This window comes from Pedococcus sp. P2_E2 (genome assembly GCF_056403955.1).
In genome coordinates, this window is record NZ_JBFUEM010000001.1 from 849,718 (window position 1) to 874,737 (window position 25,020).

27 protein-coding genes are annotated in these 25,020 nt (G+C 69.7%); 19 read left to right on the forward strand and 8 right to left on the reverse strand.

All coding sequences use genetic code 11. From position 1 onward, the window contains the following. Positions 1-347: 347 nt before the first annotated feature. Complete coding sequence (locus tag AC1DWR_RS03990) at positions 348-1,277, forward strand: anti-sigma factor RsbA family regulatory protein (RefSeq protein ID WP_477613101.1); 930 nt, start codon at positions 348-350, stop codon at positions 1,275-1,277. A gap of 13 nt (positions 1,278-1,290) precedes the next feature. Here the strand turns inward: AC1DWR_RS03990 and AC1DWR_RS03995 are convergent, their stop codons facing one another. Further along, positions 1,291-2,646 carry a sensor histidine kinase gene (locus AC1DWR_RS03995; RefSeq protein ID WP_477623726.1) on the reverse strand — a complete coding sequence of 452 codons (1,356 nt, stop codon included), beginning with the start codon at positions 2,644-2,646 and terminating at the stop codon, positions 1,291-1,293. Between the two features lie 5 nt (positions 2,647-2,651). Then, entirely contained in the window at positions 2,652-3,350 is a 699-nt protein-coding gene (locus AC1DWR_RS04000; protein WP_477623727.1) for a response regulator transcription factor, read from the reverse strand. 74 nt (positions 3,351-3,424) lie between these two features. Between AC1DWR_RS04000 and AC1DWR_RS04005 the strand changes: the two genes are divergently transcribed. After that, positions 3,425-3,748: a PepSY domain-containing protein gene (locus AC1DWR_RS04005; RefSeq protein WP_477623728.1), complete on the forward strand. Its 324-nt coding sequence runs from the start codon at positions 3,425-3,427 to the stop codon at positions 3,746-3,748. A gap of 241 nt (positions 3,749-3,989) precedes the next feature. Then, positions 3,990-4,640 (forward strand): hypothetical protein, encoded by a 651-nt coding sequence (locus AC1DWR_RS04010; protein WP_477623729.1) that lies wholly within the window; start codon positions 3,990-3,992, stop codon positions 4,638-4,640. Positions 4,641-4,694: 54 nt separating this feature from the next. Here the strand turns inward: AC1DWR_RS04010 and AC1DWR_RS04015 are convergent, their stop codons facing one another. After that, positions 4,695-5,003 carry a hypothetical protein gene (locus AC1DWR_RS04015; RefSeq protein ID WP_477623730.1) on the reverse strand — a complete coding sequence of 103 codons (309 nt, stop codon included), beginning with the start codon at positions 5,001-5,003 and terminating at the stop codon, positions 4,695-4,697. Positions 5,004-5,200: 197 nt separating this feature from the next. Between AC1DWR_RS04015 and AC1DWR_RS04020 the strand changes: the two genes are divergently transcribed. The 7 genes from AC1DWR_RS04020 (at position 5,201) to AC1DWR_RS04050 (ending at position 12,576) form a co-directional block, all read left to right on the forward strand. Continuing rightward, the gene (locus tag AC1DWR_RS04020) at positions 5,201-6,022 is read left to right on the forward strand and encodes a COG4705 family protein (RefSeq protein WP_477623731.1); all 822 of its coding nucleotides are present in this window, start codon (positions 5,201-5,203) and stop codon (positions 6,020-6,022) included. Positions 6,023-6,120: 98 nt separating this feature from the next. Continuing rightward, complete coding sequence (locus tag AC1DWR_RS04025) at positions 6,121-6,513, forward strand: hypothetical protein (protein WP_477613094.1); 393 nt, start codon at positions 6,121-6,123, stop codon at positions 6,511-6,513. Between the two features lie 110 nt (positions 6,514-6,623). Continuing rightward, positions 6,624-8,015, forward strand: a complete 1,392-nt coding sequence (locus AC1DWR_RS04030; protein ID WP_477623732.1) for a glycoside hydrolase family 3 N-terminal domain-containing protein — start codon at positions 6,624-6,626, stop codon at positions 8,013-8,015. Between the two features lie 89 nt (positions 8,016-8,104). After that, positions 8,105-10,816, forward strand: a complete 2,712-nt coding sequence (locus AC1DWR_RS04035; protein WP_477613092.1) for a winged helix-turn-helix domain-containing protein — start codon at positions 8,105-8,107, stop codon at positions 10,814-10,816. A 118-nt stretch (positions 10,817-10,934) separates the two neighbouring features. Continuing rightward, entirely contained in the window at positions 10,935-11,624 is a 690-nt protein-coding gene (locus AC1DWR_RS04040; protein WP_477613091.1) for a hypothetical protein, read from the forward strand. Between the two features lie 8 nt (positions 11,625-11,632). Further along, a complete protein-coding gene (locus tag AC1DWR_RS04045; RefSeq protein ID WP_477613090.1) occupies positions 11,633-12,319 on the forward strand; it encodes a DUF2306 domain-containing protein in 687 nt (228 codons plus the stop codon). Beyond that, entirely contained in the window at positions 12,316-12,576 is a 261-nt protein-coding gene (locus tag AC1DWR_RS04050; RefSeq protein ID WP_477613089.1) for a hypothetical protein, read from the forward strand. Before AC1DWR_RS04045 ends, AC1DWR_RS04050 begins: the two co-directional genes overlap by 4 nt. Here the strand turns inward: AC1DWR_RS04050 and AC1DWR_RS04055 are convergent. Both AC1DWR_RS04055 and AC1DWR_RS04060 read right to left on the reverse strand, forming a co-directional pair. Beyond that, complete coding sequence (locus AC1DWR_RS04055; RefSeq protein WP_477613088.1) at positions 12,567-13,490, reverse strand: NAD(P)/FAD-dependent oxidoreductase; 924 nt, start codon at positions 13,488-13,490, stop codon at positions 12,567-12,569. The genes AC1DWR_RS04050 and AC1DWR_RS04055 overlap by 10 nt on opposite strands. Continuing rightward, positions 13,487-14,152, reverse strand: coding sequence for a hypothetical protein (locus AC1DWR_RS04060; RefSeq protein ID WP_477613087.1), 666 nt, complete (start codon positions 14,150-14,152; stop codon positions 13,487-13,489). The genes AC1DWR_RS04055 and AC1DWR_RS04060 overlap by 4 nt, the downstream gene beginning before the upstream one ends. Before the next feature lie 128 nt (positions 14,153-14,280). On the opposite strand from AC1DWR_RS04060, the gene AC1DWR_RS04065 reads away from it, so the two are divergent. The 3 genes from AC1DWR_RS04065 (at position 14,281) to AC1DWR_RS04075 (ending at position 16,598) form a co-directional block, all read left to right on the forward strand. Next, positions 14,281-14,781, forward strand: a complete 501-nt coding sequence (locus AC1DWR_RS04065; RefSeq protein ID WP_477613086.1) for a hypothetical protein — start codon at positions 14,281-14,283, stop codon at positions 14,779-14,781. Positions 14,782-15,011: 230 nt separating this feature from the next. Next, on the forward strand, positions 15,012-15,404 hold the full coding sequence (locus AC1DWR_RS04070) for an STAS domain-containing protein (RefSeq protein WP_477613085.1): 393 nt from the start codon (positions 15,012-15,014) through the stop codon (positions 15,402-15,404). 168 nt (positions 15,405-15,572) lie between these two features. Further along, a complete protein-coding gene (locus AC1DWR_RS04075) occupies positions 15,573-16,598 on the forward strand; it encodes an ATP-binding protein (RefSeq protein WP_477623733.1) in 1,026 nt (341 codons plus the stop codon). Positions 16,599-16,627: 29 nt separating this feature from the next. On the opposite strand, the gene AC1DWR_RS04080 is transcribed toward AC1DWR_RS04075, so the two are convergent. After that, positions 16,628-17,710 (reverse strand): hypothetical protein, encoded by a 1,083-nt coding sequence (locus tag AC1DWR_RS04080; RefSeq protein WP_477613083.1) that lies wholly within the window; start codon positions 17,708-17,710, stop codon positions 16,628-16,630. A gap of 175 nt (positions 17,711-17,885) precedes the next feature. Here AC1DWR_RS04080 and AC1DWR_RS04085 point away from each other — a divergent pair, with 175 nt between their 5' ends. The 6 genes from AC1DWR_RS04085 to AC1DWR_RS04110 all read left to right on the forward strand — a co-directional run bounded on the left by AC1DWR_RS04085 (position 17,886) and on the right by AC1DWR_RS04110 (position 22,452). Then, positions 17,886-19,031 carry a sensor histidine kinase gene (locus AC1DWR_RS04085; protein ID WP_477613082.1) on the forward strand — a complete coding sequence of 382 codons (1,146 nt, stop codon included), beginning with the start codon at positions 17,886-17,888 and terminating at the stop codon, positions 19,029-19,031. Beyond that, the gene (locus AC1DWR_RS04090) at positions 19,028-19,666 is read left to right on the forward strand and encodes a response regulator (protein ID WP_477613081.1); all 639 of its coding nucleotides are present in this window, start codon (positions 19,028-19,030) and stop codon (positions 19,664-19,666) included. Before AC1DWR_RS04085 ends, AC1DWR_RS04090 begins: the two co-directional genes overlap by 4 nt. 207 nt (positions 19,667-19,873) lie before the next feature. Continuing rightward, positions 19,874-20,611: a GAF and ANTAR domain-containing protein gene (locus AC1DWR_RS04095; protein ID WP_477613080.1), complete on the forward strand. Its 738-nt coding sequence runs from the start codon at positions 19,874-19,876 to the stop codon at positions 20,609-20,611. Positions 20,612-20,665: 54 nt separating this feature from the next. Continuing rightward, positions 20,666-21,418: an ANTAR domain-containing protein gene (locus tag AC1DWR_RS04100; RefSeq protein WP_477613079.1), complete on the forward strand. Its 753-nt coding sequence runs from the start codon at positions 20,666-20,668 to the stop codon at positions 21,416-21,418. Between the two features lie 25 nt (positions 21,419-21,443). Next, the gene (locus tag AC1DWR_RS04105; protein WP_477613078.1) at positions 21,444-22,025 is read left to right on the forward strand and encodes a 1-acyl-sn-glycerol-3-phosphate acyltransferase; all 582 of its coding nucleotides are present in this window, start codon (positions 21,444-21,446) and stop codon (positions 22,023-22,025) included. Position 22,026: 1 nt separating this feature from the next. Further along, a complete protein-coding gene (locus AC1DWR_RS04110) occupies positions 22,027-22,452 on the forward strand; it encodes a DUF2237 family protein (RefSeq protein ID WP_477613077.1) in 426 nt (141 codons plus the stop codon). A 23-nt stretch (positions 22,453-22,475) separates the two neighbouring features. Here AC1DWR_RS04110 and AC1DWR_RS04115 read toward each other — a convergent pair whose 3' ends face one another. Next, a complete protein-coding gene (locus tag AC1DWR_RS04115) occupies positions 22,476-22,643 on the reverse strand; it encodes a hypothetical protein (RefSeq protein ID WP_477623734.1) in 168 nt (55 codons plus the stop codon). Positions 22,644-22,904: 261 nt separating this feature from the next. Beyond that, positions 22,905-24,998: an ATP-binding protein gene (locus tag AC1DWR_RS04120; protein ID WP_477623735.1), complete on the reverse strand. Its 2,094-nt coding sequence runs from the start codon at positions 24,996-24,998 to the stop codon at positions 22,905-22,907. Positions 24,999-25,020 lie beyond the last annotated feature (22 nt).

Below are 25,020 nucleotides of genomic sequence, written 5' to 3' on the forward strand. Positions count from 1 at the left end.
ACCTTGATCATGACGGTGCCCCCGATCGGCCCTCAGCTCTGAGGGTCCTCCCGGGCCGGCCGACCGTCAATGACCCCATTGGACCCTCATCATGCGGTGACTACCGGGGTGTCGCCATGGCCCGCTTGTGGCCGGAACCAGCGCTGCAGCGCACCCGACGACGAATGGGCTGCTCGGGCTGGGTCCCAGCAGGTGATTCGGGCGTAACCTCAGGTGAGACGTTGCATACGCTTGTCTGCTGCGATCAGCGGCGGGCCCTTTCGAAGGGAGCGGCTACGTCGCCGCAGGGAACAGACCAAGTCGACACCCCGGTCGAGGGTGCGGGTGCTGAACGCAGCGCGGATGGCTTGCGTCGGACCCACAACGGGTACCGGCACGAGGCGTTCTTCTGGTCGGGTGACGACCAGTTCCTGGCTGGGACGGTCCCCTTCGTCACGCAGGGCATCGACGCGTGCCAGCCGGTCATGGTCGCGGTCGTCCGCTCTCACATCGAGCTTCTGCGCGACGCCCTCGGTGTCCAGGCGGACCAGGTCGAGTTCTACGACATGGTTCAGCTCGGGGCGAACCCGGCGCGCATCATTCCGGCGTGGCAGCGCTTCACCGACGCGCACCCGGGGCAACCGGTGCGGGGCATCGGTGAGCCGATCTGGCACGGCCGCCGGCTCGCCGAGCTCGCCGAGTGTCAGATGCACGAGGCGCTGCTCAACATGGCCGTCGACACGGACACCCCGTTGTGGCTGATGTGCCCCTATGACATGGGCACGCTTCCGGATGAGGTGCTGGCAGAGGCTCACCGCTCCCACCCGGTCGTCGTCGACATCGAGACGCATCGTGGGAGCACCACCTACGGCGGAGCCCACCACGTCGTGACGATGTTCGAGACCGACCTCCGAGCCGTCGAGGTCGCGGTTTCCCACCGAGTCTTCGGTAGCGATGACCTCGCTGCGGTCCGCGCCGACGTCCGGGCGTGTGCCTCCTCGGTGGGCCTGACCGACGAGCGCATCGACGACCTTGCCCTCGCTGTGCACGAAGTCGCCCTCAACAGTGCCTTGTACGGCCATGGTGCGAGCGAGCTGCGCATCTGGGAGGAGGACGAGGCCCTGGTCTGCGAGGTGCGCGGCCCTGGCCACATCGCCGACCCGATGATCGGACGACGCCTGCCGCCGTGGGGGGAGCAGCACGGACGCGGTCTGTGGATCGCCAACCAGCTGTGCGACCTCGTCCAGGTCCGCTCCGGCGAGGGCGGCACGACGGTCCGGATCCACACCTGGCTCTGAGGGCGTTCGTCCGTCAGGATGGAGCGGTGGGCAGCGTCGCCGTGACGACGGTCCCGGCCCCTTCGGACCGCGGGCTGATGGTGGTCGTGCCCCCGTGTGCCGTGACGATGGCGTCGACGATGGCCAGGCCAAGGCCATGCCCTCGGCCTGGCCGCGACGTGGCGTCCCTGCTGAACGGATCAAAGGCACGCATCCGCAGGTCCTCGGCAATGCCGGGACCACTGTCGCTCACCTTGATGGTCACCCGGTGCGGCTCGCTCGAGGCATCGAGGCACACGTCCGTGCCGCCGTGCCTGAGCGCGTTGTCGACGAGGTTGCCCAATGCCTGCTCGAGTCGGACAGCATCTCCACAGATCGTCAGCGACCCATCGGCATGCACCTCGATGCGTCGTCCCTCTGCGGCTGCCCACGTCGAGAAGCGTTGCGCCACGTCGCGCACCAGCTGGCCGAGGTCCACGTCGGACACCTCGAGCGACAGCGGCGAGCTGTCCGTCGCGGCTACGGTGAGCAGACCCTCGGAGAGTGCGGTGAGCCGCGACACCTCTTCGTTCGCTGAGGTGAGGGCTGTGACGAGCTCGTCGCGAGAGCGTGGCCGCGACAGCGCAAGGTCGAGTTCGACGCGCAGGAGCGACAGTGGTGTGCGCAGTTCGTGGCTGGCCTCCGCGACGAAGTGGCGCTGCTGCCGCACTGCGGCGTCGAGCCGGTCGAGCATGCCGTTCAGGGTCGAGCCGAGTCGGTGGATCTCGTCGTGGGCGGCCGGCAGCGGCAGCCTCGAGCCTGCGGAGGTCGAGGAGATCTCGGCCGCCCTGCGTCGCATGCGCTCGACGGGACGCAGGGCCGAACCCGCCACCAGGTAGCCCAGGCCCGACGCGAGGATGAGCGCCAATGGTCCACCGACCAGGAGCTGTGACTGGATCCCGCCCAGGGCGTCCTCGGTCTGGGCCTGCGAGGTGCCGACCACGAGAACCTGGTCCGAGACCCGGCGCACGAGAAGCAGGCTTCCCTCCGGGTCCTCCTCGCCGACGAGTCGGACAGGGCGGTCGATTTCCCGGTCGATGCTGGTCGAGTGCGCAGCATCGGCTGCGCTCAACACAGCACCCGATACTTGCGGTGAGGAGGCCACCAACCGTCCTTCCGGCGTCGCGATCTGCGCGAAGAACTCACCCGTCATGGAAGTGGCGGCGTCGGCGCGACCAGGCCACGGGACGTGAGCGAGCGCGTCCAGCTGGGTGGCCATCGCCCCACGGCTCTGCTGCGTCAGGGTGTCGTCCACGCGAAGGTAGACGAACGTGCCGAGAGCCGCGAGGGCGAACGCGGTCGCAACGGCGAAGGAGGCCGCCACCCGGATGCGGATGGGCAGGCGGCTCACGGCCTTCATCGTCCCGAGCGGTCCAGTCGGTATCCCACGCCTCGGACCGTCTGCAGGGAGGCGTGGCCGAACGGGCGGTCGATCTTCTGGCGCAGGTACCGGACGTAGGCATCGACGACGTTGGAGTGACCGTCGTGTGCGACATCCCAGACGAGGTCACGAAGCTGGTCACGGGTGAGCACGCGCCCCGGTCGGCGCATGAAGGCCTCGAGGAGGGCGAACTCGCGCGAGGAGAGTAGGACGGACTCGCCTCCACGGCATACCTGTCGCGTCGCCGGGTCGAGCGTGAGGTCACCCACGACGAGCTGGGTGGGGCGCGGCACTGGTCCTCGCCGCGCGAGCGCGCGCAAGCGCGCCAGCAGTTCCACCAGGGCGAAAGGCTTGGTCAGGTAGTCGTCGGCTCCCACGTCCAGGCCGCGGATGCGATCACGCACCGCGGTCCGCGCGGTCAGCATCAGGACCGGTGCCCAGTTGTTGGCGCGGCGCAGTCGACGGCACACCTCGAAGCCGTCGATGTCGGGCAGCATCACGTCCAGGAGCACGGCGTCGAACTCACCGGAGACGGCTGCGTCGACCGCTGCCTCGCCCGTCCGCGTCACCTCGACGACGTGGCCGTTCTCGCCCAGCCCCCGCCGGAGCAGCTGGGCCATCTTCGGCTCGTCCTCCACGAGCAGCAGGTGCACTCCTCCATGGTAGGCAGCCACGTGAGACCCCGATGAGAGCTCATCGCCACCTCATCTCGCCGACCTAGCCTGGGAGAACCGGAAGGAGACCCGACATGGACGTTCGGATGACGAAGCGGCGGGCGATTGCCCTCGTCGGAACCCTTGGCCTGGTGGCCGTTCTCGGTGCCGGCGCCGCCGTCGCAACCGGCCGGGACGACAAGGCTGCGGACCGGCCCATCACCGGTGGGGCCCTCCGGCAGGCGAGCCAGGCCGCTCTCGCCGAGACCGGTGGTGGCCGCGTGACCGAGACGGAGGTGGGCGATGAGGAGAGCCTGTATGAGGTGGAGGTCACCTTGGGCGATGGCACCCAGGTGGATGTCCAGCTCGACGAGCAGTTCCACGTCGTGGGTAGCAGGACAGACCGCGAGAACGGGTAGCCAGCGCACACTCCCGACCATCCGGGCGCGGTCCGTGGCGGCTGCAGTCGCCACCGTCGCTGCATTGTCTCTCGCCGCGGGAGGATGCTCCGGATCCACAGGGTCCGGCCGGTCCACAGGGTCCACGGGATCGACCGGGTCCACGGGATCGACCGGGTCCACGGGTTCCGCCGGGCCCGCGTCGGTCACGCTGCCTCAGGGTGGCCAGATCGTCTCGATGCAGCCGTCAGACTTCACGACGGTGATCGACAACCCCTACTGGCCGATGGAACCAGGCACTCGGTGGACCTACGACGAGGTCGACGACGAGGGTCGCGCCCTCACGGTCGCCGTGACCGTCACCAGCCTCACCCGCACCGTGGCGAACGGTGTCACCGCGCGGGTGCTGCGCGACACGGTCACCGGCAAGGAGGGGCTCGTGGAGGACACGTTCGACTACTACGCACAGCATCGGGACGGCACCATCTGGTACCTGGGGGAGGACACTGCGGAGTTCGAGGACGGCAAGGTCGCATCCAGGGAGGGGTCCTTCGAAGCAGGGGTCGACGGTGCGCTGGCTGGGGTGGTGATGCCCGGCAGGCCCGAGGTCGGGATGAAGTACCGGCAGGAGTTCTTCAAGGGGCAGGCCGAGGACAACGGCCAGGTCCTCAGCGTCAGCGAGTTCGCCGAGGTGCCGGCGGGCAAGTTCGGTGCCGTGCTGCTGACCCGCGACACCATCACCATTCAACCCGACGTCCTCGAGTACAAGTTCTACGCGAAAGGCGTCGGGCCGGTCATGACGCTGGGGGTTTCCGGTGGGGGAGGTCGGGAAGTACTCAGGCAGAGGTCGACGGTGTCGGCGCAAGTGGCCAAGGCCGCCGGAACCGTCCCGCTCGGACAGGCCTACGGGTGACCGGCGGGAAGGCTGACGCGGGGACCTGCGGTTCGGCCCGCCCCCGCGTCCCGGTCACATGCCGGGGATCTCCATGAACTTCTGGGTCGAGATCGTCCCGCCTGCTGCGGAGTGCGGGTGTCCTTCGACGAGCCCGTCCAGCTGCTCTTGCGAGTCGGCGTCGATGACCGAGTAGCCCGACACCTGCACGTCGGCGTCGCCCTCGTTCACCAAGGGCGACCCCATGTCGACGAGCTTGTCCCCGACGCGCTCGCCCCAGCTCATCCATTCCTGCATCCCGGCTGCTGCCTGGTCGGGTGGGATGTCAGCCATCTGAGCGCGCATGGCGCTGGTGGTGTTGTAGAAGACCATGTACTTCGACACGACTACTCCTTCGAGGGTTTCAGGCCGGCACCGGTCGGCGGCCGCCCAACCTCGATCCTCCATCGTCGAAGCATCGTCCGCAGCAGAATTCGGCGGGAGTTTCGCCGACGGATGCGCGTCCGAAGGCGTGGTCCTCACCAAGTGCGGCCGACTGGGCCTCAGGGTCTGCTCAGGGGGCCACTGGCACGGTTCACCCCATGACGACGCTTGCAACAGACCAACGCCGTGCCATGCTCAACAAGGTCCCCGAGGTCACGGTGTACTTCTGGATCATCAAGATCCTGTGCACCACGGTCGGGGAGAGCTTCGCGGACTACGTCAACGAGACCCTCGGCTTCGGCCTGGGCAGGACGACCCTGGTCTTCTCCGTCGCGCTCATCGCCGTACTCGTCGCGCAGTTCCGGCTCCGCCAGTACGTGCCTTCGGTCTACTGGCTGGCAGTGGTGCTCATCAGCGTCGTGGGGACCCTCCTGACGGACAACCACACCGACGGGGTCGGCGTCCCACTGTGGATCAGCACGACGGTGTTCGCCGTGGTCCTCGGCGTGGTCTTCGCGATCTGGTACGCCCGGGAGCGCACCCTCTCCATCCACTCCATCGTCACGACCCCCCGTGAGGCCTTCTACTGGCTCACCGTTCTCGTGACCTTCGCGCTGGGCACCGCCGCCGGCGACTGGACCCTGGAGCTGACCGGCTGGTCGGCCGGACCCTCGGTCCTGCTGCCGCTGGGGCTGATCGCGGCTGTGTTCGGGGCGTGGAAGCTCGGAGCCGGGCCGGTGCTGTGCTTCTGGCTGGCCTACATCCTGACCCGTCCGTTGGGCGCGAACATCGGTGACTTCCTGGCCTCTGGCCGAGATGAGGGCGGCGCGGGGCTGGGCACCCTGGGCACGAGCGTCCTGTTCCTTGGAACCATCCTCGCCGTCGTGGTCTACCTCAGCGTCACCCACAAGGACCGCATCGAGCGGACGGCCGTTCGCGCCGAGCTCGAAGCCGCCGCGGTGGGCGACCGACGGGGCTGAACCGACGGGGCTGAACCGACAGGGCTGCACCGACAGGCCTGCACCGACAGGGCTGGTTGACAGGAATGACCGTGGAGCGACGGCGGGCGAGGGTCTTGGTGGTCACTGACAGTGCCAAACCCTCGCCCGCGGTGCTGCGCGCCGTTGCCGCGCGGGCGGCCAGGGGCGACGTCCAGTTTCGGCTCGTGGTGCTGAACCCGGCACGCGCGGAGGTCAACCTGCTGCGCCCGGAGCGTCACGACAAGGCGTTCGAGGCCGAGTGCGTCCTGCTGGAGTCGTTGCCGGCGCTCGAGGCTGTCGCGGGCGCCAGGGTCATCGGTTCGGTGTCCGTCCGTCACGATCCGGTCGAGGCCATCGAGGAGACCGTCCTCAGCGAACCCGTCGACGAGATCGTGCTCGCGCTGCCTGCACATGGGTCCAGGTCGTGGCTGCACTCAGACCTGGCACGACGCCTGAGGCGCTTCGGCATTCCGGTGACGGAGCTGTCATGACCGGACTGCCCCCGGGCACAGAACGGCTGCGGTGAGGGCGACAACCCGTTGCCACCGTCGTTCGTCTTCAGGGTATGGAACGCGGGCGACTGACCAGAAGGACTTCGGTGGTGGGCGCGCTGACGCTGGCGCTGGCGAGCGCCCTGACGGCCACGACGACGACAGGGGCCACCGCAGGCGCCGCCGCGACGCCCGCCAGCCTCGCGCAGGCGGCCTTCACCAGGATGACCGAGGCGCAACGGATCGGGCAGCTCTTCATGGTCGGCACCCCGGCGACCGGGTTGTCTGCCGCCGCGGCTTCAGCGATTTCCACACGGCACGTGGGCAACCTCATCCTCACCGGACGCACGTATGCCGGTGCGGCACCGGTGCGGTACCTCGCGGCCAGCGCGGACCGGCTGACGACCGCCGCGGCAACGGCGGGGGTTCCGCTCTACGTGTCCGCAGACCAGGAGGGCGGTCAGGTCCAGGTGCTCCAGGGCCCCGGCTTCACGCGCATCCCGACCGCGCTGACGCAGGGCACTTGGGCAGATTCGACCCTCACGGCTGACGCGAGATCGTGGGGGCGGCAGCTGTCCCGCGCAGGCGTGAACCTGAACCTGGCCCCGGTCATGGACACGGTCCCGGCAAGCCTTGGCACGCGGAACATCCCCATCGGCAGCTACTTCCGCGAATTCGGTTACACACCAGGGGTGGTCGCCGCCAAGGGCAGCGACGTCGTCCGGGGCGAACGGAGTGTCGGCCTGGCCGTCACTGCCAAGCACTTTCCCGGCCTCGGTCACGTGACTGAGAACACCGACACCACAGCCGGGGTGACCGACAGGGTCACCACCCGAACCACGGGCGACCTGGCTCCGTTTCGCTCGGCCATCGCCGCCGGTGCGCGCATGGTCATGGTGTCCCTCGCCGTGTATTCGAGGATCGACTCGGCCCACCCGGCAGCCTTCTCGCCCACGGTCATCGGGGGGATGGTCCGAGGAGACCTCGGCTTCACGGGGGTCGTCATGAGCGACGACCTGGGCAACGCCAAGCAGGTCGCGGGCTGGTCTCCCGGCACGCGCGCCACGAGCTTCATCGCGGCGGGCGGCGACATCGTCCTCACCGTCAACTCCACCGTCCTGCCGGCGATGGTCTCTGCCGTGAGCGCCAAGGCGGCGAGCGACCCGGTGTTCCGTGCCAAGGTCAACGCGGCGGCATACCGGGTCCTGCTGGCGAAGGCCAACGACGGGCTGCTCGGGACGCGCCTCGTCGTGGACGGCAGCCTCAGGCCGGCGACGCTCTCCGCCCTTCAGCGATGGCTCGGAGTGACGGTCACCGGCACGCTCGGCTCCGCGACCGTCAGGGCTCTCCAGGCCCGGATCGGAACGGCGGTCGACGGCCAGTGGGGTCCGAAGTCGATGGCTGCGTTGCAGTCCTACCTCGGGATCGCGCGGGACGGTGCCAGGACCTGGAACGCCCGGACCGTGAACGGCCTGCAGGCGTACCTCAACACCCAGCTCTGACCGCCCGTGGGCACCGCCCGGGGCCCAGCGCGTTAGCGTTGGCCGGGCAACGCCACGGACCTGTGGCGCACCGTTGAACGGGGATGCGTGTGGCACGTCCGCTGATCGGGACCAAGCTGTACGTTCCCAGGCCGCGACAGGGCCTGGTGGGCCGCGCACGGCTGCACGAGCTCCTCGACGCGGGAGGGCAGGCGAGGCTCACCCTGGTCTCCGCCCCGGCCGGCTTCGGCAAGACGACGCTGGTTTCGGAGTGGGTCCGTCAGAGAGGAAGCGCAGGGCACGCAGTCGCGTGGGTCTCCCTCGACAGCGCAGACAACGAGGCCGCCTCGTTCTGGACCTACGTGGTGACGGCGTTGCAGGCGGCGGTGACCGGCGTCGGTGCTGGCGCGCTGGAACGCATCGCGTCCGCGCCCGTGTCGGTGGGAGCCGTGCTGACCCCGCTGGTGAACGAGCTGGCCGCGGCACCCGGGGAGGTGTGGCTGGTCCTGGACGACTACCACGTCGTCGTCGACCCGGACGTGCGCGAGGGGATGAGGTTCTTCCTGGAGCACCTGCCGACTAACGTCCACGTCCTGCTGAGCACCCGCGCCGACCCGGACCTGCCGCTGCCACGCTGGCGGGTGCGGGGAGAGCTGGTCGAGATCCGTGCCGCAGACCTTCGCTTCACGCCGGAGGAGGCCACGGCATACCTCAACTCTTCCGCGGGCCTGGACCTCACGGCAGGGGAAGTCGCAGCGCTCGAGGAGCGGACCGAGGGATGGATCGCCGCCCTCCAGCTCGCGGCCCTGTCTCTGCGGGGCCGGTCCGATGTCGGGGGGTTCATCGCCCGGTTCGCGGGCAATGACCGCTACCTCGTCGACTACCTGGTCGAAGAGGTGTTGGCGCACCAACCCGAGCAGGTCCGCGATTTCCTCCTGCAGACCGCCGTGCTAGACCGGCTCGCCGGCCCGCTGTGCGACGCCCTCACCGGCCGTGACGACGGCAACGGGACCCTGGAGGCGCTCGAGCGGGGGAACCTGTTCCTCGTTCCGCTGGACGACCGGCGGGAGTGGTACCGCTACCACCACCTGTTCGCGGACGTGCTGAGGGCGCGACTGCTTGCCGAGCAACCCCAGCTCGTCCCGATGCTGCACCAGCGCGCCAGCGGCTGGTTCGAGCACCAGGGCCTCATCGAGGACGCGGTCAGGCACGCCCTCGAGGCCCGGGACTTCGACCACGCGGCACACCTCATGGAGCTGTCGGTTCCCTCGATCCGACGCCATCGTCGCGAAGCCGTGCTGCTCGGCTGGCTCAGGGCGCTGCCCGACTCGGCCGTCCGGAGCAGCCCGGTGCTGAGTGTCTTCTATGCCTACATGCTGATGGTCTCCGGTGACCTCGGCGCCGTCGAGGAGCGATTCGACGACGCGGAACGGGCGCTCGCCACCGGTCAGGACGGGTCCACCCGGCCGTGGGCTGACACGGACGAGCTGCGCACCCTGCCGGCCACCATCGCCGTCCACCGGGCCTCCCTGGCGCAGGCGCTGGGCGACGTCACCGGCACGGTGGCCCACGCACGGCGCGCCCTCGAGCTGGCAGGCCCCGACGACCACCTTGCCCGCGGCGGCGCAGCCGGGTTCCTCGGGCTTGCCGCGTGGGCGAACGGTGACGTGGTGGGTGCGTTGGAGACCTTCACCGACGCAGTGGCCAGTCTGCACGCGGCGGGCAACCTGGTCGACGAGCTCAGCAGCACGGTGGTGCTCGCCGACCTGTGTCTCGCCGCCGGTCGACCACATGAGGCGCGACGGCTCTACGAGCAGGCAATGCAGGTCACGGAGGCGCATGGAGAGAACGTGGCGCGGGCAGCCGCGGACCTGCACGTCGGCCTCAGCGAGATCGACTACGAGGCGGGGGACCTCGACGGGGCCGCCCGACACCTCGAGGCCGCCGCCGCCCTCGGCGAACGTGTACCCGTGAACGAGAGCCGCTTCCGGTGGTTCGTGGCCCGGAGCCGGGTTGCCGCGGCCGAGGGGGACTCGCACGAGGCCCTTGCCCTGCTCGACCGGGCCGCGGACCTCTACCGGCCGGGGTTCTTCCCCGAGGTGCGGCCCATCGCGGCGATGAAGGCCCGGGTCTGGGTCAGTCAGGGCACCCTGGCACCGGTGGTCGAGTGGGCGGCTGGACGAGGTGTCACCATCGACGACGAAGCCCGGTACCTGAGCGAGTTCGACCACCTCACGTTGGTGCGCTTGGTGATCGCGCAGCACAGGGAGCATCCGCATGCGGATGCGCTGGAGGGGGCGTTGAGCCTTGTGACGCGACTGGGCGACGCTGCCCAGACCTCTGGTCGGCACGGAAGCCTCCTCGAGATCCGGATGCTGACAGCCCTGGCACAGGACGCCCTGGGGCGCCGCGACGACGCAGTGAAGTCGCTGGCCCAGGCATGGGCCCAAGCCCCCGAACCCGAGGTCTGGGTCAGCCTCTTCCTCGACGAGGGCCCAGCGATGACGGAGCTGCTGCGCGCAGCCGAGCTGGACGTCGACGCGGGTCACCAGGCACGTCGGCTGCTCGCGCACCGGATCTCCCGGGGGGCTGGAGGACTCGAGGACGCAGGGCCGCAGGCGGGTGGGTCGGTCGCGCTGAGCGACCGCGAGCTGCAGGTGCTGCGACTGCTGGACAGCGAGCTGACCGGACCTGAGATCGCCCGCGAGCTCTTCGTGTCCCACAACACGTTGCGCACCCACACGAAGCACATCTTCACCAAGCTCGACGTGACCAGTCGCCGCGCTGCGGTGCGCACCGCCCGCGAGCGCGGCCTGTTGTAGCGCCCGGCAAATCACCCCGTCGGTCACATCGTTGGGTGACGCCCGCTCACCGTCCGGCTACCTACCTTCGAACTACCCCCACGGCGCCTCGCCGAGGACCTCGAACCAGGAGTCGGTCATGACCATCACCACCACCAAGCTCACCCGCGCGGCAGGCCTGTGCGCCGTGGTCGCCGGTCTGCTCTTCATCGCCGTCCAGATCAAGCACCCTCCCTTGGACGTCGCCTTCGTCACCACCACCGAATGGAAGGTCCGGCAGGGGATGAAGGTGGTGATGGCCGTTCTCTCACTGGCCGGTATCACCGGCATGTACCTGCGCCAGGTGAAGCAGACGCGAGTGCTGGGGCTGGTCGGGTACCTCCTCTTCGCCGTCGGCTACCTCATCATGCTGAGCATCGAAGTGGTCGGTCTGGTCGTCTTCCCGTCGATCGCCGTCACCTCACCTGGCTACGTCACCGACGTCCTCGCGGTGGCGACGGCCGGCCACGCGACCGGCGACATCGGCCTCATGCAGCCCCTCAACCTGGTGAACGCCCTGACCTACCTGGGTGGTGGCTTCCTGTTCGGCGTCGCTCTCTTCCGGGCCAACGTCCTCGCCCGATGGGCGGCAGTGGTGCTCGCTGCCGGAGCCGTCGCCACGATCGCCATCCCCCTGGTGCCGGACGTCAACTTCAGGCTCTTCGCCCTTCCGATCGGCGTCGCCATGGTCGGCCTCGGCTACTCCCTGTGGAGCGAGGGACGCACCCGCACCGCGCAGTTCGCGCCCGGCTCTGCCACCGCGCAGCACGACCTGGCCGGCGCCAAGTGAGCGTCCACGTGGCTGCGGCACCCACCCGGTCGGCCAGGTCGACCGGGTGGGTGCCGTTCGCCCTCGTCGCGTTGGTGGTCGTCCCGGCCGTCGCGGGCTCGCTGCGGCTGCTCGAGCTCGCAGGCGGCCCCCACGTCCTGCCCGCGAACCCACGCCTCAGTGCCTCGCCGGTGCCGGTCGTCGTGCACATCACCTGCGCCGTCACGTATGCCGTGCTCGGCGCCTTCCAGTTCTCCGCGGCCCTGCGGCGCCGTCGACCCGGCTGGCACCGCAGGGCTGGACGAGCCCTGGTGGGCTTGGGTTTGGCGGTGGCGGGCTCGGGTCTGTGGATGACGCAGTTCTATCCGCGCCAGCCCGGCACGGGCGAGCTCGCCCATGTGTTCCGGCTGGCGTTCGGGTCAGGGATGGCCGCCTGCATCGTCCTCGGCTTTGCGGCAGTCCGCCGTGGCGACATCGTGCGTCATCGGGCCTGGATGACCCGCGCCTACGCCCTGGCGCTCGGTGCGGGGACCCAGGTCTTCACCCTCGGAATCGGGGAAGGTGTCTTCGGCACCAGCGTCCTCACGAAGGACCTGAGCCTCGGTGCGGGCTGGGTCATCAACCTGGCGGTGGCGGAGTACGTCATCGGGCGCGATGGCCGCCGGAGGCCCCAGCGGCTTGCCACAGGGCTGACCACCCAGGTCGGTGCGCCATGACACGGTCCGGCAGTCGACCCGCACCCACCAGCTACCGGCTCCGGGTCGACGGGCACCTCGAAGAGCACTGGTCGCCCTGGCTGGCCGACCTCACCCTGACGCGCGAGGTCGACGGCACCACCACGCTGACGGGCGAGATCGCGGACCAGGCGCAGCTGCACGGACTACTGGCCAGGATCCGGGACCTCGGTGTCACGCTCCTGGCCGTGCAGGTCGATGACGACGGCCCCGGGGAAGGGACGGCTGTTCAGAGGTAGAAGGCGCGGACGGAGTCGCGGACGTCCTCCTCGACCAGGTCGGCATTCAGGGCGATGGCTGCGGCTGATCCTTCGCCTGCCGCCGTGATGACCTGCGCTCGCGGATTGCTCACGTTGCCCGCCATCCACACGCCTCGAACGCTGGTCGATCCGTGCGCTCCAGTGACGACCCAGCCCTGGCTGTCGAGGTCGGCACCCAGCGTGGTGAGCAGGCTGTGGTTGGGGACGAACCGCGGCGGGACGAACACTGCGTCGCGGGCGATGGTTCGACCGTCGGCCATCTGCACCCCGCTCAGGTGGTCGTCCCGGACGAGGAGCTCCGCCACGTCGCCTTCGACGATGCCGATCGCGCGCGCCACGAGCTGCGGACGATGGGCCTGGGTCAGCGTGTCAGCCGGCACGAACAGGACGACGTCGTCGGCCCACTGCCGCACGATCTGCGTGTAGCCGATCGTCTCCGGACCGTTCCACAGGACCCCGAGCCGTTGGTCGCGTACTTCCCAGCCGTGGCAGTAGGGGCAGTGCAGCACGTCGCGTGCCCAGCGGTCGGCCAGACCCGGGATGTCGGGGAGCTCATCCCTGAGACCGGTGGTGACGAGCAACCGCCGTGCTGACACGCGCGTGCCGTCGTCGACCAGCACCCAGAAGCCCTTGGTGCCGTCCCGCACGGCGTCGGTGACCATGCCGGTGCGGAGCTCTGCGCCGTACCCCATCACTTCGGTGCGCCCGAGGGTCAAGAGGTCAGCGGGCGGCATACCGTCTCGGGAGAGGTAGCCCTGCATGTGGGCGGCAGGGGCGTTGCGTGGTGACCCGGCGTCGACCACGAGGACCCTTCGCCGCGCCCGGGACAGGACAAGGGCGGCTGACAGGCCGGCGGCGCCGCCACCGATCACCACCACGTCGAATTCGCTCATGCCGCAAGGGTGGACCCGTGGAGGGGGTCCTTTGAGGGGAGTGGACGCCGGAGCAGGTGCACGCTGAGCGCGACGACCAGGACCAGGAAGGCAACCGGGGCGACGACCTCGAGAAGGGACCCTCCGAAGGCAATCTCCAGCGAGCGCAGCGCGCACAGGCCAGCCACTGCCAACGACGTCCAACGGAGCCATCCCGGTCCCCGCCAGAGCCGCCAGCACGTCGTGGCGAACCATGCGATGGTCAGGAACAGCAGCACGTCGACCAGGTCGGAGAGGCGAGCGAGGTTGTGCACGAGTGACGACGTCGCAGTGGGCGCGACAACGCACAGCCACAGTGGAGGTACCACCGTCAGCACGGCGGCAGCCGACATCCCACCACCGGCCACCACAACGGGTCTGCTGGCTTCAACGGAGGTCGATCGAGCGAGCCCCACCACGAACACGAGCAAGGGCGCGGTCGCCACCAGCTCGACGAGCTGGGCGACGGCGACGACCCCAGCGTGCTGCTCGTAGTACGTCCGCACTGCGGCCGTTGCGTCGTGCCCGCCAGGGACGCTCGCCATGCCAGCCCCGATGAGGAGCAGGAGCACGAAGGCGAGCCCTGAGGCACCTGCCGTCCGGGCGCCCTTGTCACGACGTTCGGAGCTGCGTGTCGGTCTCATAGGACCATGGTCGCGACGGCTGCCCTGAAGTCCACTGACGAATGGGTGACAAATGGGCCGGGCGGTGTAGCGTTCCCGACGTCCCGGTTCGCCCGTTCCTGCGTGGCCCACGAGGCTGGAGAATGCCGATGGCATCGATCGACGACGTGAATCGCGACACGAACATGTTGTTGGACGCGCTCGTGCGCACCTCGCCCACCGAGATGACCGGCGGCATGGGACAGGTTGGATCGTTCCCGGGACTGGTGCCCCAGACGTATCACGCAGCGTTGAGGGCACGTGACGCCGCGGCGGAGATCCTGACTCTCGTCAGGGAGACCGGTGGACTCCTCAAGGCGGTCAACGTGGAGACACTCGGCAGGATCGAGGCCCTGGGCGCGGGTGGCCAAGCGACACTGGGTCGGGTGGAAACCGCGGTCAACGACGGTCGCGCGGCCAGCGACCAGACCCTGGGTCGCATCGAGGCCGATCTCAAGCAGGTCATGGAGTTCCTGCCCACGGTTCGTGCCGACCTGTCCGACCTGAACGCCAAGCTCGACTCGATCCTCGTGGAGCTCCGCCAGGGCATGTCCGACCTCGCCGACAAGGTCGCTGCGCTCCAGAGCGACGTCAGCGCACCGCCTCACTGACGTCCAGGGAACAGGGCCAAAGGCCCTGAGCGGTGGGGACATTTCGGCTACGTGGGGCATTTGGGATCGTGGCCGTGTCGGTCGAAGAGTTCCCGGCGTAGGGTGGGGCGAGAGGCTACCCCGGACCCGGTGGCGAACCCCGCGACGTCCGGAGCCCTCAGGTGCCACCGTCAGGCCAGCACGGCCACCCCGAACTGCAGCTGGTCCCTGCCCGTGGCGACGAAGCGGCCGTGCCCACGCCGGGGACGACGATGACCGGACTGCGGGACCTCGGCCCCGGAGGACGCACGTGCAGGCCATCGCGCACCCTGGCAGCGGTCCACTACGACTGCGGCGCAGTGTGGGTCGTCGAGCTCTTCGGCGAAGCCGACATCGGCAGCCGGCACACCTTGGAGGGCGCCCTGAGCGCGGGGCTGTCCAAGGGTCGCAGCGCGGTGATCCTGGACGTCTCCAACCTGACCTTCTGCGACTCATCGTGTGTGGAGGCGGTGCTCTCAGCCAATGAGGACGGCCGCCTCGTGGTCGCGGGTGCGAGCGGAGGCGTGAGCCGTGTCTTCGAGATCCTCGACCCAGACCGGACCGTCGCCCGTTACCGCACGCCCCGACCGCCCTTTCCGCCGTGACGCTTCGGAAGAGCGCCTGCCACGGGACGCTGCGCCCGGGAGCACCGCGCGCTGGCTTGTCACGCTTCACGGTGCTTTAGTAGTACTAGCGTCGCGGGGCGTCTGACGTGGGCGCCGTGGCGACGCGGTCACACGGCCGAGGCCGGCGCAGCTCGGCGAGGAGCGCAGATGCCGAGCGGACCCGCACCACAGGACCCCAGGCATCTCAACGCGCTTCCGCCACAGTCCGACCCCCAACCGCGCGGACGGGGGCGGGGCTTCAGACATGACGCGTCACTGCATCGAGGACGCAGGCGGCTCGTCGCGGCTGCCGCCGACTTCGTACGGAGCGGGCTCGAGGCCGGTGAGCAGGTCATGGTCTGCGCCCCCGACGACGTGCTCGCCCGGCTGTCCGGCGAGCTCGCCACGGGTGGAAGCCAGCCGACGCTCGTGGAACACGGCAGATATCCCTCGAGAAGCGTGGCGCACTGGATCGCCTTCGCCGACCGGTGCGAGGCCACCGGGCAGCCGGCAAGGCTGCTCATCAGTCCCGCCTACGGCCATCGCCCGGTCGCGGTGCGCCGCCAGGAGCAGTTCGCCGACGCCCTGGTCAACATGGCCGTGGGAGCCGACACCGATCTCTGGGTTCGTTGCAGCTTCGACACCGATCATCTGGACGCCGACCGCACGGACGAGATCGAGGCGTGCCACTCGTTGCTCGAGCACGAAGGCGCGTACGAGGGCAGTACGGGCTATGCCGGGCTCGCGCACGTCCGCCACCTGTTTGCCGAACGACTGGTCGACCCTGCCGGGCCGGCCCGGACCTTCGTCGTCTCGCGTCACTCCGACCTGGCCGCGGCTCGGACGACGATTCGCGAGGAGACCGCCAGGGCGAAGCTGCCTGCCGAGGACGCCGAAGCCGTCGTCCTGGCCGTCCACGAGGCAGCCCTCAACGCCCTCAACCACGGTGGTGGGACGTGTCACCTGTGCGTATGGCGGACCGCCGCCCGGCTGGTCTGCGAGGTCCGCAGTGTCCACCGGCTGAGGGACCCGATGGCCGGGCACCGCCTCGCATCGCTGGACGACGACCATGGTCGCGGGCTGTGGCTTGCCAACCAGCTCTGCGACCTCGTCGAGATCAGGTCTGGACGGTGGGGGACAGCCGTGCGCATCAGCACCTGGATCTCGGCGACACGGCGAACGAGGCTCGCCTAGAGGAACCCAGGACCGTGGGCGTCAGCACCTCAGCCCAGCGCACGAGCCCACTCCGTCACCTGGGCATCCGGCATGGATGGTGGGGCGAACCGCACCACGGTGCCGGTCGAGTCCACGAACGCCACGACCCCGGAGTCCCAGGCAGACGCGCCACCGGTGTTGGCGGCGGCGTCGAGGAACCACACCGCTGACAGGGGCACGGCGGCATACCCGACGGGCGCGGGCAGGTCTCCCGCCTCGTGCTCGATCACGGCCACGGGGCGCGGGTTCAACTTGTCCGCCGTCGGGTCGGTGACGAGCCCGAGCAGAGTGGGACGGGAGGGAGTCTTCGCCAGAAGCGGCTGCAACCGCCGCAGCGCGGCCGACACCTGCGGGACGGTCCCCACGGTGATCACGACGGGCTTGCCGCGGTAGTCCGCCCACTTCAGCTCTCCGCCACCGAGGCGTTCAACTGTGAAGTCAGGGACGTGGGAGTTGTCGAGGGGATCCTTCTCGCCCTCGAAGGGGTGTGAGACCTCCAGGCCCGGGGTGCTGCCGCAGACGTCGTCCATCCAGGCAGCCACAGCGGGATCCGGTGCGGGGAGGGTGCCGACCGGCTGTGTTGCCCCCACGGCCCTCAGCTGCGACAGGAGGCGCACGGCCGGCTGGACGTCGTCACTGTCATCTCGGCCACGGAAGTCGGACACCGTGACGACCACGCCGTCCGTCACCAGGGTCAGCTCGCCCATGAGCACCCCAGCCGGAACGCCGAGCTGTGGGTCGAGCCGCCGACAGCTCATGCCAGCGACATCGGGATGCCAGTCGTTGGTCGAGACGACCACCGGAGCGGAGCACCCGCCGTCGGCGGCGATGCAGGTGCCGTAGTCGGCCTGGACCTGGAACGCCGGCGCGTTCTCCTCGACCAGGTCCAGCAACGTCAAGGGGAGATCGCCGACGCTGGAACCCAGGTAGTAGGCCGGCTTGCCCGCTGTCTTGACCTGGGTCTCGACGGCGTGCAACTCGTTGGCGCCCAGGGGTGTTCCCTGCGCAAACGCGCCGGCCCCGCAGGCGGAGACCGTCAGGACGAGCGCGGCGGCGCCGATCGTCGTCGGCAGGAGCTGGGTCGATCGCATCGGCATTTTCCTTGTCGCGGGCGGGGTGCAGGCGGGGTGGTGGACCCCTGGAGGGTGCGCCTCGGGGTGACCCGACCGCGTCCGCGCCGAGGTCCGACCGTGTCGTCCTGCACGCTGATGGCGATGTGGACCTGAGGACGACGTCCCCCCACTCCGACCCGCGTAGCCTTGGGCCATGTCAGGGCTGTCGCACCGTCTGACGTGGCGGGACTGGGCGGTCCCCGGAGCCCTCTGGGCTGTGGGGCAGGTGGAGCTGTGGGTCACGGGTCCCCAGACCGTCGCGGTGCACGGTGCGAGGTGGCCCTTCGCCCTGGCACTGACCGCGAGCGCGCTCGCCCTGTGCCTGAGGCGGACCCATCCGGTTGCGGCGCTCGTGGTGGTGGTCGGCTCGATCGTCGTGACCACCACGGCGCAGCTGCACGCGTTCCTGCTGGCCGGCCTCTATCTGCTGGTGGTCGCCGTCTTTGCCTGCGGACGCTATGGCACCGGGGTGACGAAGTACGCCGCCCTCGTCCTGCCCGAGCTCCCGGTGCTTCTGTGGACGGGCGTCATCCCTGAGATCAACGTCGACAACGCGTGGGCGTGGGGGTTGAACTCGTGGTGGATCTTCGCACTGGGGGCCGCGTTTCGCCACGAGCGCACGCTCCGGGAGCAGGTGGCCCGGGCGGTCGCCGCCCAGGCCCAGGCCCAGGTTGCGGACCAGCGGGTGGGCCTCGCCCGCGAGGTCCACGACGTGGTGTCACACAGCCTCAGCGTTATCGTCGTGCAGTCGGAGCTGGCGCGGTTGTTCATGACATCGGACCCGGCTCGGGCAGATGAGGCGATGCTCCGGGTGCAGGACACGGGGCGCGACGCGCTGGGCGAGACCCGACGCCTGCTGGAGGCGTTGCGGGATCCGACGCAGGGCAACAGCGCCGCCCACCCGCCCACCTGGCCCGACGTCCCCGAGCTGGTCCGGCGGATGCGGGAGTCCGGGCTGCAGATCACCCTTGATGCCCCCGACAGCGAACCCACGCTCACTCCCGAAGCCTCGGCCACGGCATACCGAGTGGTGCAGGAAGCCCTCACCAATGCCCTGCGGCACGCGCACACGTCGCCCACCTCGGTGGCCGTCCGACAGCAGGCCGACCTGCTCGTGATCGACGTGCAGAACGACAGCGAGGCGCCCAGCGGGGTGAACGGCAGTTCGGCCGCACCCGGGTTCGGACTGTCAGGAATGCACGAACGGGTGGCTGCCTGTGGCGGCATGCTGACGACCGGACCGCGGCCCGGCGGCGGCTACCGCGTGCGTGCCGTCCTGCCCCTCGGAGATGCCCCGTGACCACCCTCGTCGTGGTCGATGACCAGTTCCTCATCCGTGACGGCGTCGCGGCCATCCTCGATGCCGAAGAGGACTTCACCGTGCTGGGGACGGCCGCCGACGGAGCGGAGGCGATCGGCCTGATCACGACGCTCGCACCAGACGTCGCCCTGATGGACATCCGGATGCCTGAGGTCGACGGCATCGAGGCCACCCGCAGGATTGTCGAATCAGGTTCTGCCACAAAGATTCTCATCCTCACGACCTTCGGTGCGGACGACTACGTGCTCGCCGCGCTGCGGGCTGGTGCCAGCGGGTACCTCCTCAAGGATGCGCCGCGAGAGTCGCTGGTCGCGGCGATTCGCGCGGTGGCCGCTGGTGACGTCGCCGTCGAGAAGCAGGTGCTCGCTCAGCTGGTGCGGGGCCAACCCCGGCGGGAGCACCCGGAGGCGGTGGCAGCCCTGGGGCGGCTTTCGCCGCGGGAGTCCGAGGTGCTGCACCTCGTGGCCCAGGGAGCCAGCAACCCGGAGATCGCGCGAAGCCTCTTCATCGGCGAGACCACCGTCAAGACCCACGTGTCGCGGATCCAGACCAAGCTCGACGCTCGCGACCGTGTGCAGCTTGTCGTCATCGCGCACCGCGCCGGCGTCGCCTGAGGCGTCACGGCGAGCCATTTCGCGGGCAGGACGGGCATCAGCGCTATCCTCTATGCAGGCCTAGCAGCCAGCCCCCGGACGCCGACGACAGCGCCCAGACCGGGTCGGAGTCGATGACGGGTGAGCACATGAGCGGTTGGACGGTGGGTGCCGTGCGCGCATGTCGCGCCGCCACGGCAACAGTCCCAGCTCGACCCGGGTGCCGTTGTGACTGAGGTCCACGGTCGCCTTGCCCGCGCCAACCGGCTCATCGACGACGAGCCATCGCCTCCGGGTGGAACCCCGGGAACGATCGGTCGGCTCGAACGACTCTGCTCCGCGCTGACCCGCGCGCTCCCGGCCACGGGGGTCGGCGTCAGCCTCCTGACCGACGACAACCGCGGCGGCGGGACCATCGCCGCGTCGAGTGCCGCCAGTCGGGAGCTCGAGGAGCTCCAGTTCACCCTCGGCGAAGGCCCCTGCATCGACGCCTACAGCTCGCGGCGCCCGGTCATGGAACCGGACCTGCCCACGCACGGGATGCGACGCTGGCCGGGCTACGCCCCTGCCGCCCACGGGCGCGGCATCAATGCAGTCTTCGCCTTTCCCCTACAGGTCGGGGCTGCTCGAGCCGGTGCGCTCGACGTCTACCGCGACGAGCGGGGGTCGCTGACCGCCGACGGGCTCACGCAGGCGGTCACGTTCGCCGAGGTGGCGATGGGTCTGCTGGTGGACGGACAGGACGGTGCCCAGGACGGCAAGACCACCGAGGACCTCGATGACGCGCTGGCCTACCGACTCGAGGTCTACCAGGCGCAGGGGATGGTGATGGTGGATCTCGGGGTGGGTATCGACGAGGCGATGGCGCGACTTCGGGCTCACGCGTACGCCCACGGGCGTTACATCAGCGATGTCGCAAGGGACGTCGTCGCCGGTAAACTCAGACTGAACCGAGACACGAAATGACCGGGCAGAGGACGGGCCGCCTGCGCAGGACGCGACGGGGAAGGGGAGCCCACGATGATTGCCGCTGATGTGCTCGCCGAGGTCTTCGTAGAGGTGGCGGACACCCTCGTCGACGACTTCGACGTCATCGAGTTCCTGGAGACCGTGACCAGGCACACCGCTGCGGTGAGCAGCGCGGACTCCGCCGGGTTGCTGCTGGCGGACCCCCACGGCCAGCTGCAGTACATGGCCGCCTCAGCCGAGTCGGTCAAGCTGCTCGAGCTCTTCCAGCTGCAGTACGAGGAGGGGCCTTGCCTGGACTGTTTCCGCACCGGCACCGCGGTCGTCAACACCAACCTGCACGAGGCCACCGAGCGGTGGCCCCTGTTCGCCCCGCGCGCGGTCGCTGCAGGTTTCCGCTCCGTCCACGCCTTCCCCCTGCGCCATCGCCAGAGGGTCATCGGGGCGTTGAACATGTTCAGCAGCCACACCGGTCGGCTCGAGTCGGCGGACGCCCGCATCCTGCAGTCCATGGCCGACATCGCCACCATCGGCCTCCTGCAGGAGCGCAGCATCCGGAGCGCGGAGATCCTCACCGAGCAGCTCCAGGGTGCGCTCAACAGCCGGATCGCGATCGAGCAGGCCAAGGGCGTCCTCGCCAGGACCCACGGCATCGACGTCAACACGGCCTTCGACCGCCTGCGCCAGTACGCTCGCCGGAACCACCACCGGCTGACCGACATCGCCCAGGCGATCGTCGCCGACCCCACCAGCCATCCAGACCTCACCACGGCCAGGACCACCCCCACGCAACCACCTGCCCGGTGACCCGACCTCACCCGAGAGGCACACCATGAGGAGTCGCCTCGCCAGCCTGGTGCTGCGGTCCGCAGGCTGGACCGCCGTGGGCGAGGTGCCCCGCACCGGGGTGCTCGTCGGCGCTCCACACACGTCCAACTGGGACTTCGTGATGATGCTGCTGATCATGTGGCGGGGCGGGGTGACACCGCGCGTGCTCATCAAGAAGGAGCTGTTCCGTGGGCCGGTCGGCTGGCTCCTGCACCGGCTGGGCGGCCTGCCGCTCGACCGTCAGAACCCGGGTGCGGTCGTGCGCGAGCTCGTGCGCGAGGCGCGCAGCGGAGAGCCGTTCCTGCTGATCCTGGCGGCAGAGGGCACCCGGCAGAAGGGCGAGTACTGGAAGTCCGGATTCTGGCGCGTGGCACGATCCGCCAAGCTGCCGATCGCTCTGGCCTTCATCGACGGGCCCACTCGCACAGCGGGTTTCGGTCCGACGATCTCGGCCACGCCGGATGTTGTCGCAGACATGGACAAGGTGCGGGAGTTCTACGCGGACAAGCACGGCATACACCCGGAGCTGCGCACCGAGCCTCGCCTTCGCGAGGAGCTGCGAGCCATCTCACCGGAGGGGGACTGAGGTGGCTGCCACGGGCGACTCGGGGGGCGCCGGGGCGGTGGGGCGAAATGTCCTCGGTGGCGAGCTGGAGGTCTGCGGCACGGAGCCGATGACCGGGTTCTTCCGCGACGGCTGCTGCAGCACGGGCCCTCAGGACCTCGGCAGCCACACCATCTGCGCGGTGGTGACCGCCGAGTTCCTCGAGCACCAGCGCGGAATCGGGAACGACCTGTCGACCCCGATTCCCGAGTACCGCTTCCCCGGACTGGTGCCGGGGGACCGCTGGTGCGTCACGGCGCTCAACTGGGCGCGGGCCCACCGTGACGGGGCAGCCGCCCACGTCGTCCTGGCGGCGACCAACGAGGTGGTGCTGCAGGTTGTCCCGCTGGAGGTCCTGAGGGAGCACTCCGTCGACGTCCCGCCGGACCTCAGCTCGATGGGGGTCTAGGCGAGTGCCTCGCGTGACGGACCTCAGGACTTCTTGAGTCGCCGCCAGCCACCTGCCCGGTTGTTGGCAATGACCTGGCGCAGGAACTCCAGCAGCGCTGCCTCGTTGACGGGGTCGCCCTCCCAGAACGCGATGGTGCGGGCGGTGGCGTTGTCATGGCCGCCGGTCACCAGGCCGTGGGGGTCGTCCACGATGGCCCCGTCGTAGACGAACAGGTTGACGTGGTCCTTCGTGGCAAGCAGCGCACAGACGTTGCCCTCGGCACGAAGTAGGGCTGCACTCGCCGCTTGATCGTCTCCTCGACCTCGGGGTCGGCGGCGTGCACGACCTCTCGGAGACGTTGGCACAGCTCGTGCTGCCAAGCCGGCAATGACTGGATGTAGGCGTCCACCAGGGGATTGGTGTCCATGCCAGATAGACCGCCGCCGACCCGGCAACTCATCGGCGACTCCTCAGCCGGCCATCCCGTTGGACCTGGCGGCTCGGGCCAACGGCAGCAGGACGGTGAAGGCCGAACCCTCGCCGACGCTGGAGGTCACGTGCACCGTGCCGTCGTGGCCGTCCACGATGGCACGCACGATGGAGAGCCCGAGGCCGGTGCCCTGGACGGCCCGCTCGGTGGCGTCCGAGGAGCGGAAGAAACGGCGGAAGACCTGACCCTGGTCGCTCTCGGAGATGCCGAAGCCCGTGTCGGCCACGATCAGCCTCGCCCTGCCGTCACCGAAGCGGTCATAGGTGGTGTCGAGCCTGAGCACGATGCTGCCGCCGTCGGGCGTGAACTTCACGGCGTTGGACAGGAGGTTCGTGACGACCCGCTCGAGGGCGGCCGGGTCGCCGTGCAACGGGACCGGGCGGTCTGTGACGTCACGCGACAGCTCCAGGTCTCGCCGTTGGGTCAGAGCACCCACCGACTCCCAGGCGTGGTCGACGACCTCCACGAGGTCACAACGCTGGCGGGCGAGGTGGAGCTGCCCTGACTCGATGCGCGAGTTGAGCAGCAGGTCCTCGATGAGGGCGAGCAGCCGCCGTCCGTTGCGGTCGATCCGCGAGATCAGGTCGAGCTGCTTGGGGGCCAGCTCACCCACCGCGCCGTCCTCCAACATCTCGGTGTAGCCGAGCACACTGGCCAGCGGCGTCCGCAGCTCGTGGCTGACGGACGAGAGGAAGTCGTTCTTGGTCCGGTCCAGGGCGGTGAGCTGCTCGACCGCGCGGCGCTCGCGCAGGAGCGCCGCCTGCACCGCGTCGGCCGACACGCGTCGTTCGGTGACGTCCTCGGCCACGCCGAGGTAGCCCGTAGCGGTGCCGGCCTGGTCGACGATGGCACTCGTCGTCAGGTCGACCACGATGCGGCGCCCGTCCTTGGTCACCCAGGTCCAGTCACGCGTCTCCGTGCGGTCCGCATCCTCGAGCGCGTGGACGAGGACGGCCGGACCGGCCGGGAGGCGGAGCTCGGCCGCACGCCTGGCCACTTCTGCCGGGTCGTGCAGGTCGACCCAGTTGAGCGAACCGACGACCTCGTCCGCTTGGTAGCCGAGCAAGTTGGTCGCACCACGGTTGAACAACGTGATGGTGCCCGAGGGGTCGGTCCCGATGATGGCCGTCGCGACGGCGGAGTTGAGGACGGTCTGGGTGAACGTCGCCTCGCTGTGCAGGTCTGCGAGGGCGTCACGGCGCTGGGTCGAGGCCACGGCGAGCGCGAGGCCGGTAATGGCGGCGGTGATCAGGAAGGCCTGCGTCAGGGCGCCCACCGTCTCGGGCTCGACGATCCCGGAACGCGCCGCCGCGGCGAAGGGTCCGCCCCCCTCACTGGTGAGCAGGACGACCAAGACGCCGAGGGCGAACAGCTGGACGGCGAGGCTGCGCAGGTGGAGTCTGGTCGCCCCCCAGACCAGTACCGGGAGTGGGAGGAAGGCGAGCGGAAGCCCGTCCTTGGAGGCGAACACCCACAGGACGACAGCCAGCAGCATGACCGCCTGGAGCAGGTCCTCCAGCCGGCGGGGTTGGGACCTGCTGGTGGAGACGGCCACACCGAGTGGCGCCATGATGAGGACGGCCGCGGAGTGGGAGGCCGCAACGGCGTAGGCCGTGGGCAGGAAGGTGCCGTCGAGCGTGTACGTCACGATGAGGCCGGCCAGGACGCCGAAGAGGACGGCTCCTGTCAGGGTGGCGACCAACAGTCGGCCCAGGTCGTCGAGTGAGGCGAGGCGAGGGCGGCGCCCTCCGCGCGTCATCACCCACCAGACCACCGCGGCCTCGGTGGCGTTGGCCACGCCGAAGCACGTGGCGGCGAGGAGGGGCCGCCCGCCGTAGAGGTTCGCCGCACCGCTGATCACCACCATGCCGCCGACGACGATGCCTGCACGTCGCCAGTTCGGGCCCGTCGCCAGCAGGAAGGCGACGGCGAGCCCGGCCGCCGGCCACCACACGGCGACGGAGGACCCCGGCGGGGCGAACCGGACGGCGCTCGCCGCCAGCACGAAGACGGCGACCAGCATGACGGCAGCCGCGAACGGCCACCGTCGCAGGAACGAGGACGAGGGGATCACCTAGCTCCGCAGAGCTCGGGCG

What these genes read in the sequence shown, in the direction of transcription:
- AC1DWR_RS04005 (WP_477623728.1), top strand. Translation starts at nt 3,425, where the DNA reads ATGGACGTTCGGATGACGAAGCGGCGGGCGATTGCCCTCGTCGGAACC.
- AC1DWR_RS04020 (WP_477623731.1), top strand. Translation starts at nt 5,201, where the DNA reads ATGACGACGCTTGCAACAGACCAACGCCGTGCCATGCTCAACAAGGTC.
- AC1DWR_RS04040 (WP_477613091.1), top strand. Translation starts at nt 10,935, where the DNA reads ATGACCATCACCACCACCAAGCTCACCCGCGCGGCAGGCCTGTGCGCC.
- AC1DWR_RS04050 (WP_477613089.1), top strand. Translation starts at nt 12,316, where the DNA reads ATGACACGGTCCGGCAGTCGACCCGCACCCACCAGCTACCGGCTCCGG.
- AC1DWR_RS04055 (WP_477613088.1), bottom strand. Translation starts at nt 13,490, where the DNA reads ATGAGCGAATTCGACGTGGTGGTGATCGGTGGCGGCGCCGCCGGCCTG.
- AC1DWR_RS04060 (WP_477613087.1), bottom strand. Translation starts at nt 14,152, where the DNA reads ATGAGACCGACACGCAGCTCCGAACGTCGTGACAAGGGCGCCCGGACG.
- AC1DWR_RS04065 (WP_477613086.1), top strand. Translation starts at nt 14,281, where the DNA reads ATGGCATCGATCGACGACGTGAATCGCGACACGAACATGTTGTTGGAC.
- AC1DWR_RS04075 (WP_477623733.1), top strand. Translation starts at nt 15,573, where the DNA reads ATGCCGAGCGGACCCGCACCACAGGACCCCAGGCATCTCAACGCGCTT.
- AC1DWR_RS04080 (WP_477613083.1), bottom strand. Translation starts at nt 17,710, where the DNA reads ATGCGATCGACCCAGCTCCTGCCGACGACGATCGGCGCCGCCGCGCTC.
- AC1DWR_RS04085 (WP_477613082.1), top strand. Translation starts at nt 17,886, where the DNA reads ATGTCAGGGCTGTCGCACCGTCTGACGTGGCGGGACTGGGCGGTCCCC.
- AC1DWR_RS04100 (WP_477613079.1), top strand. Translation starts at nt 20,666, where the DNA reads ATGATTGCCGCTGATGTGCTCGCCGAGGTCTTCGTAGAGGTGGCGGAC.
- AC1DWR_RS04105 (WP_477613078.1), top strand. Translation starts at nt 21,444, where the DNA reads ATGAGGAGTCGCCTCGCCAGCCTGGTGCTGCGGTCCGCAGGCTGGACC.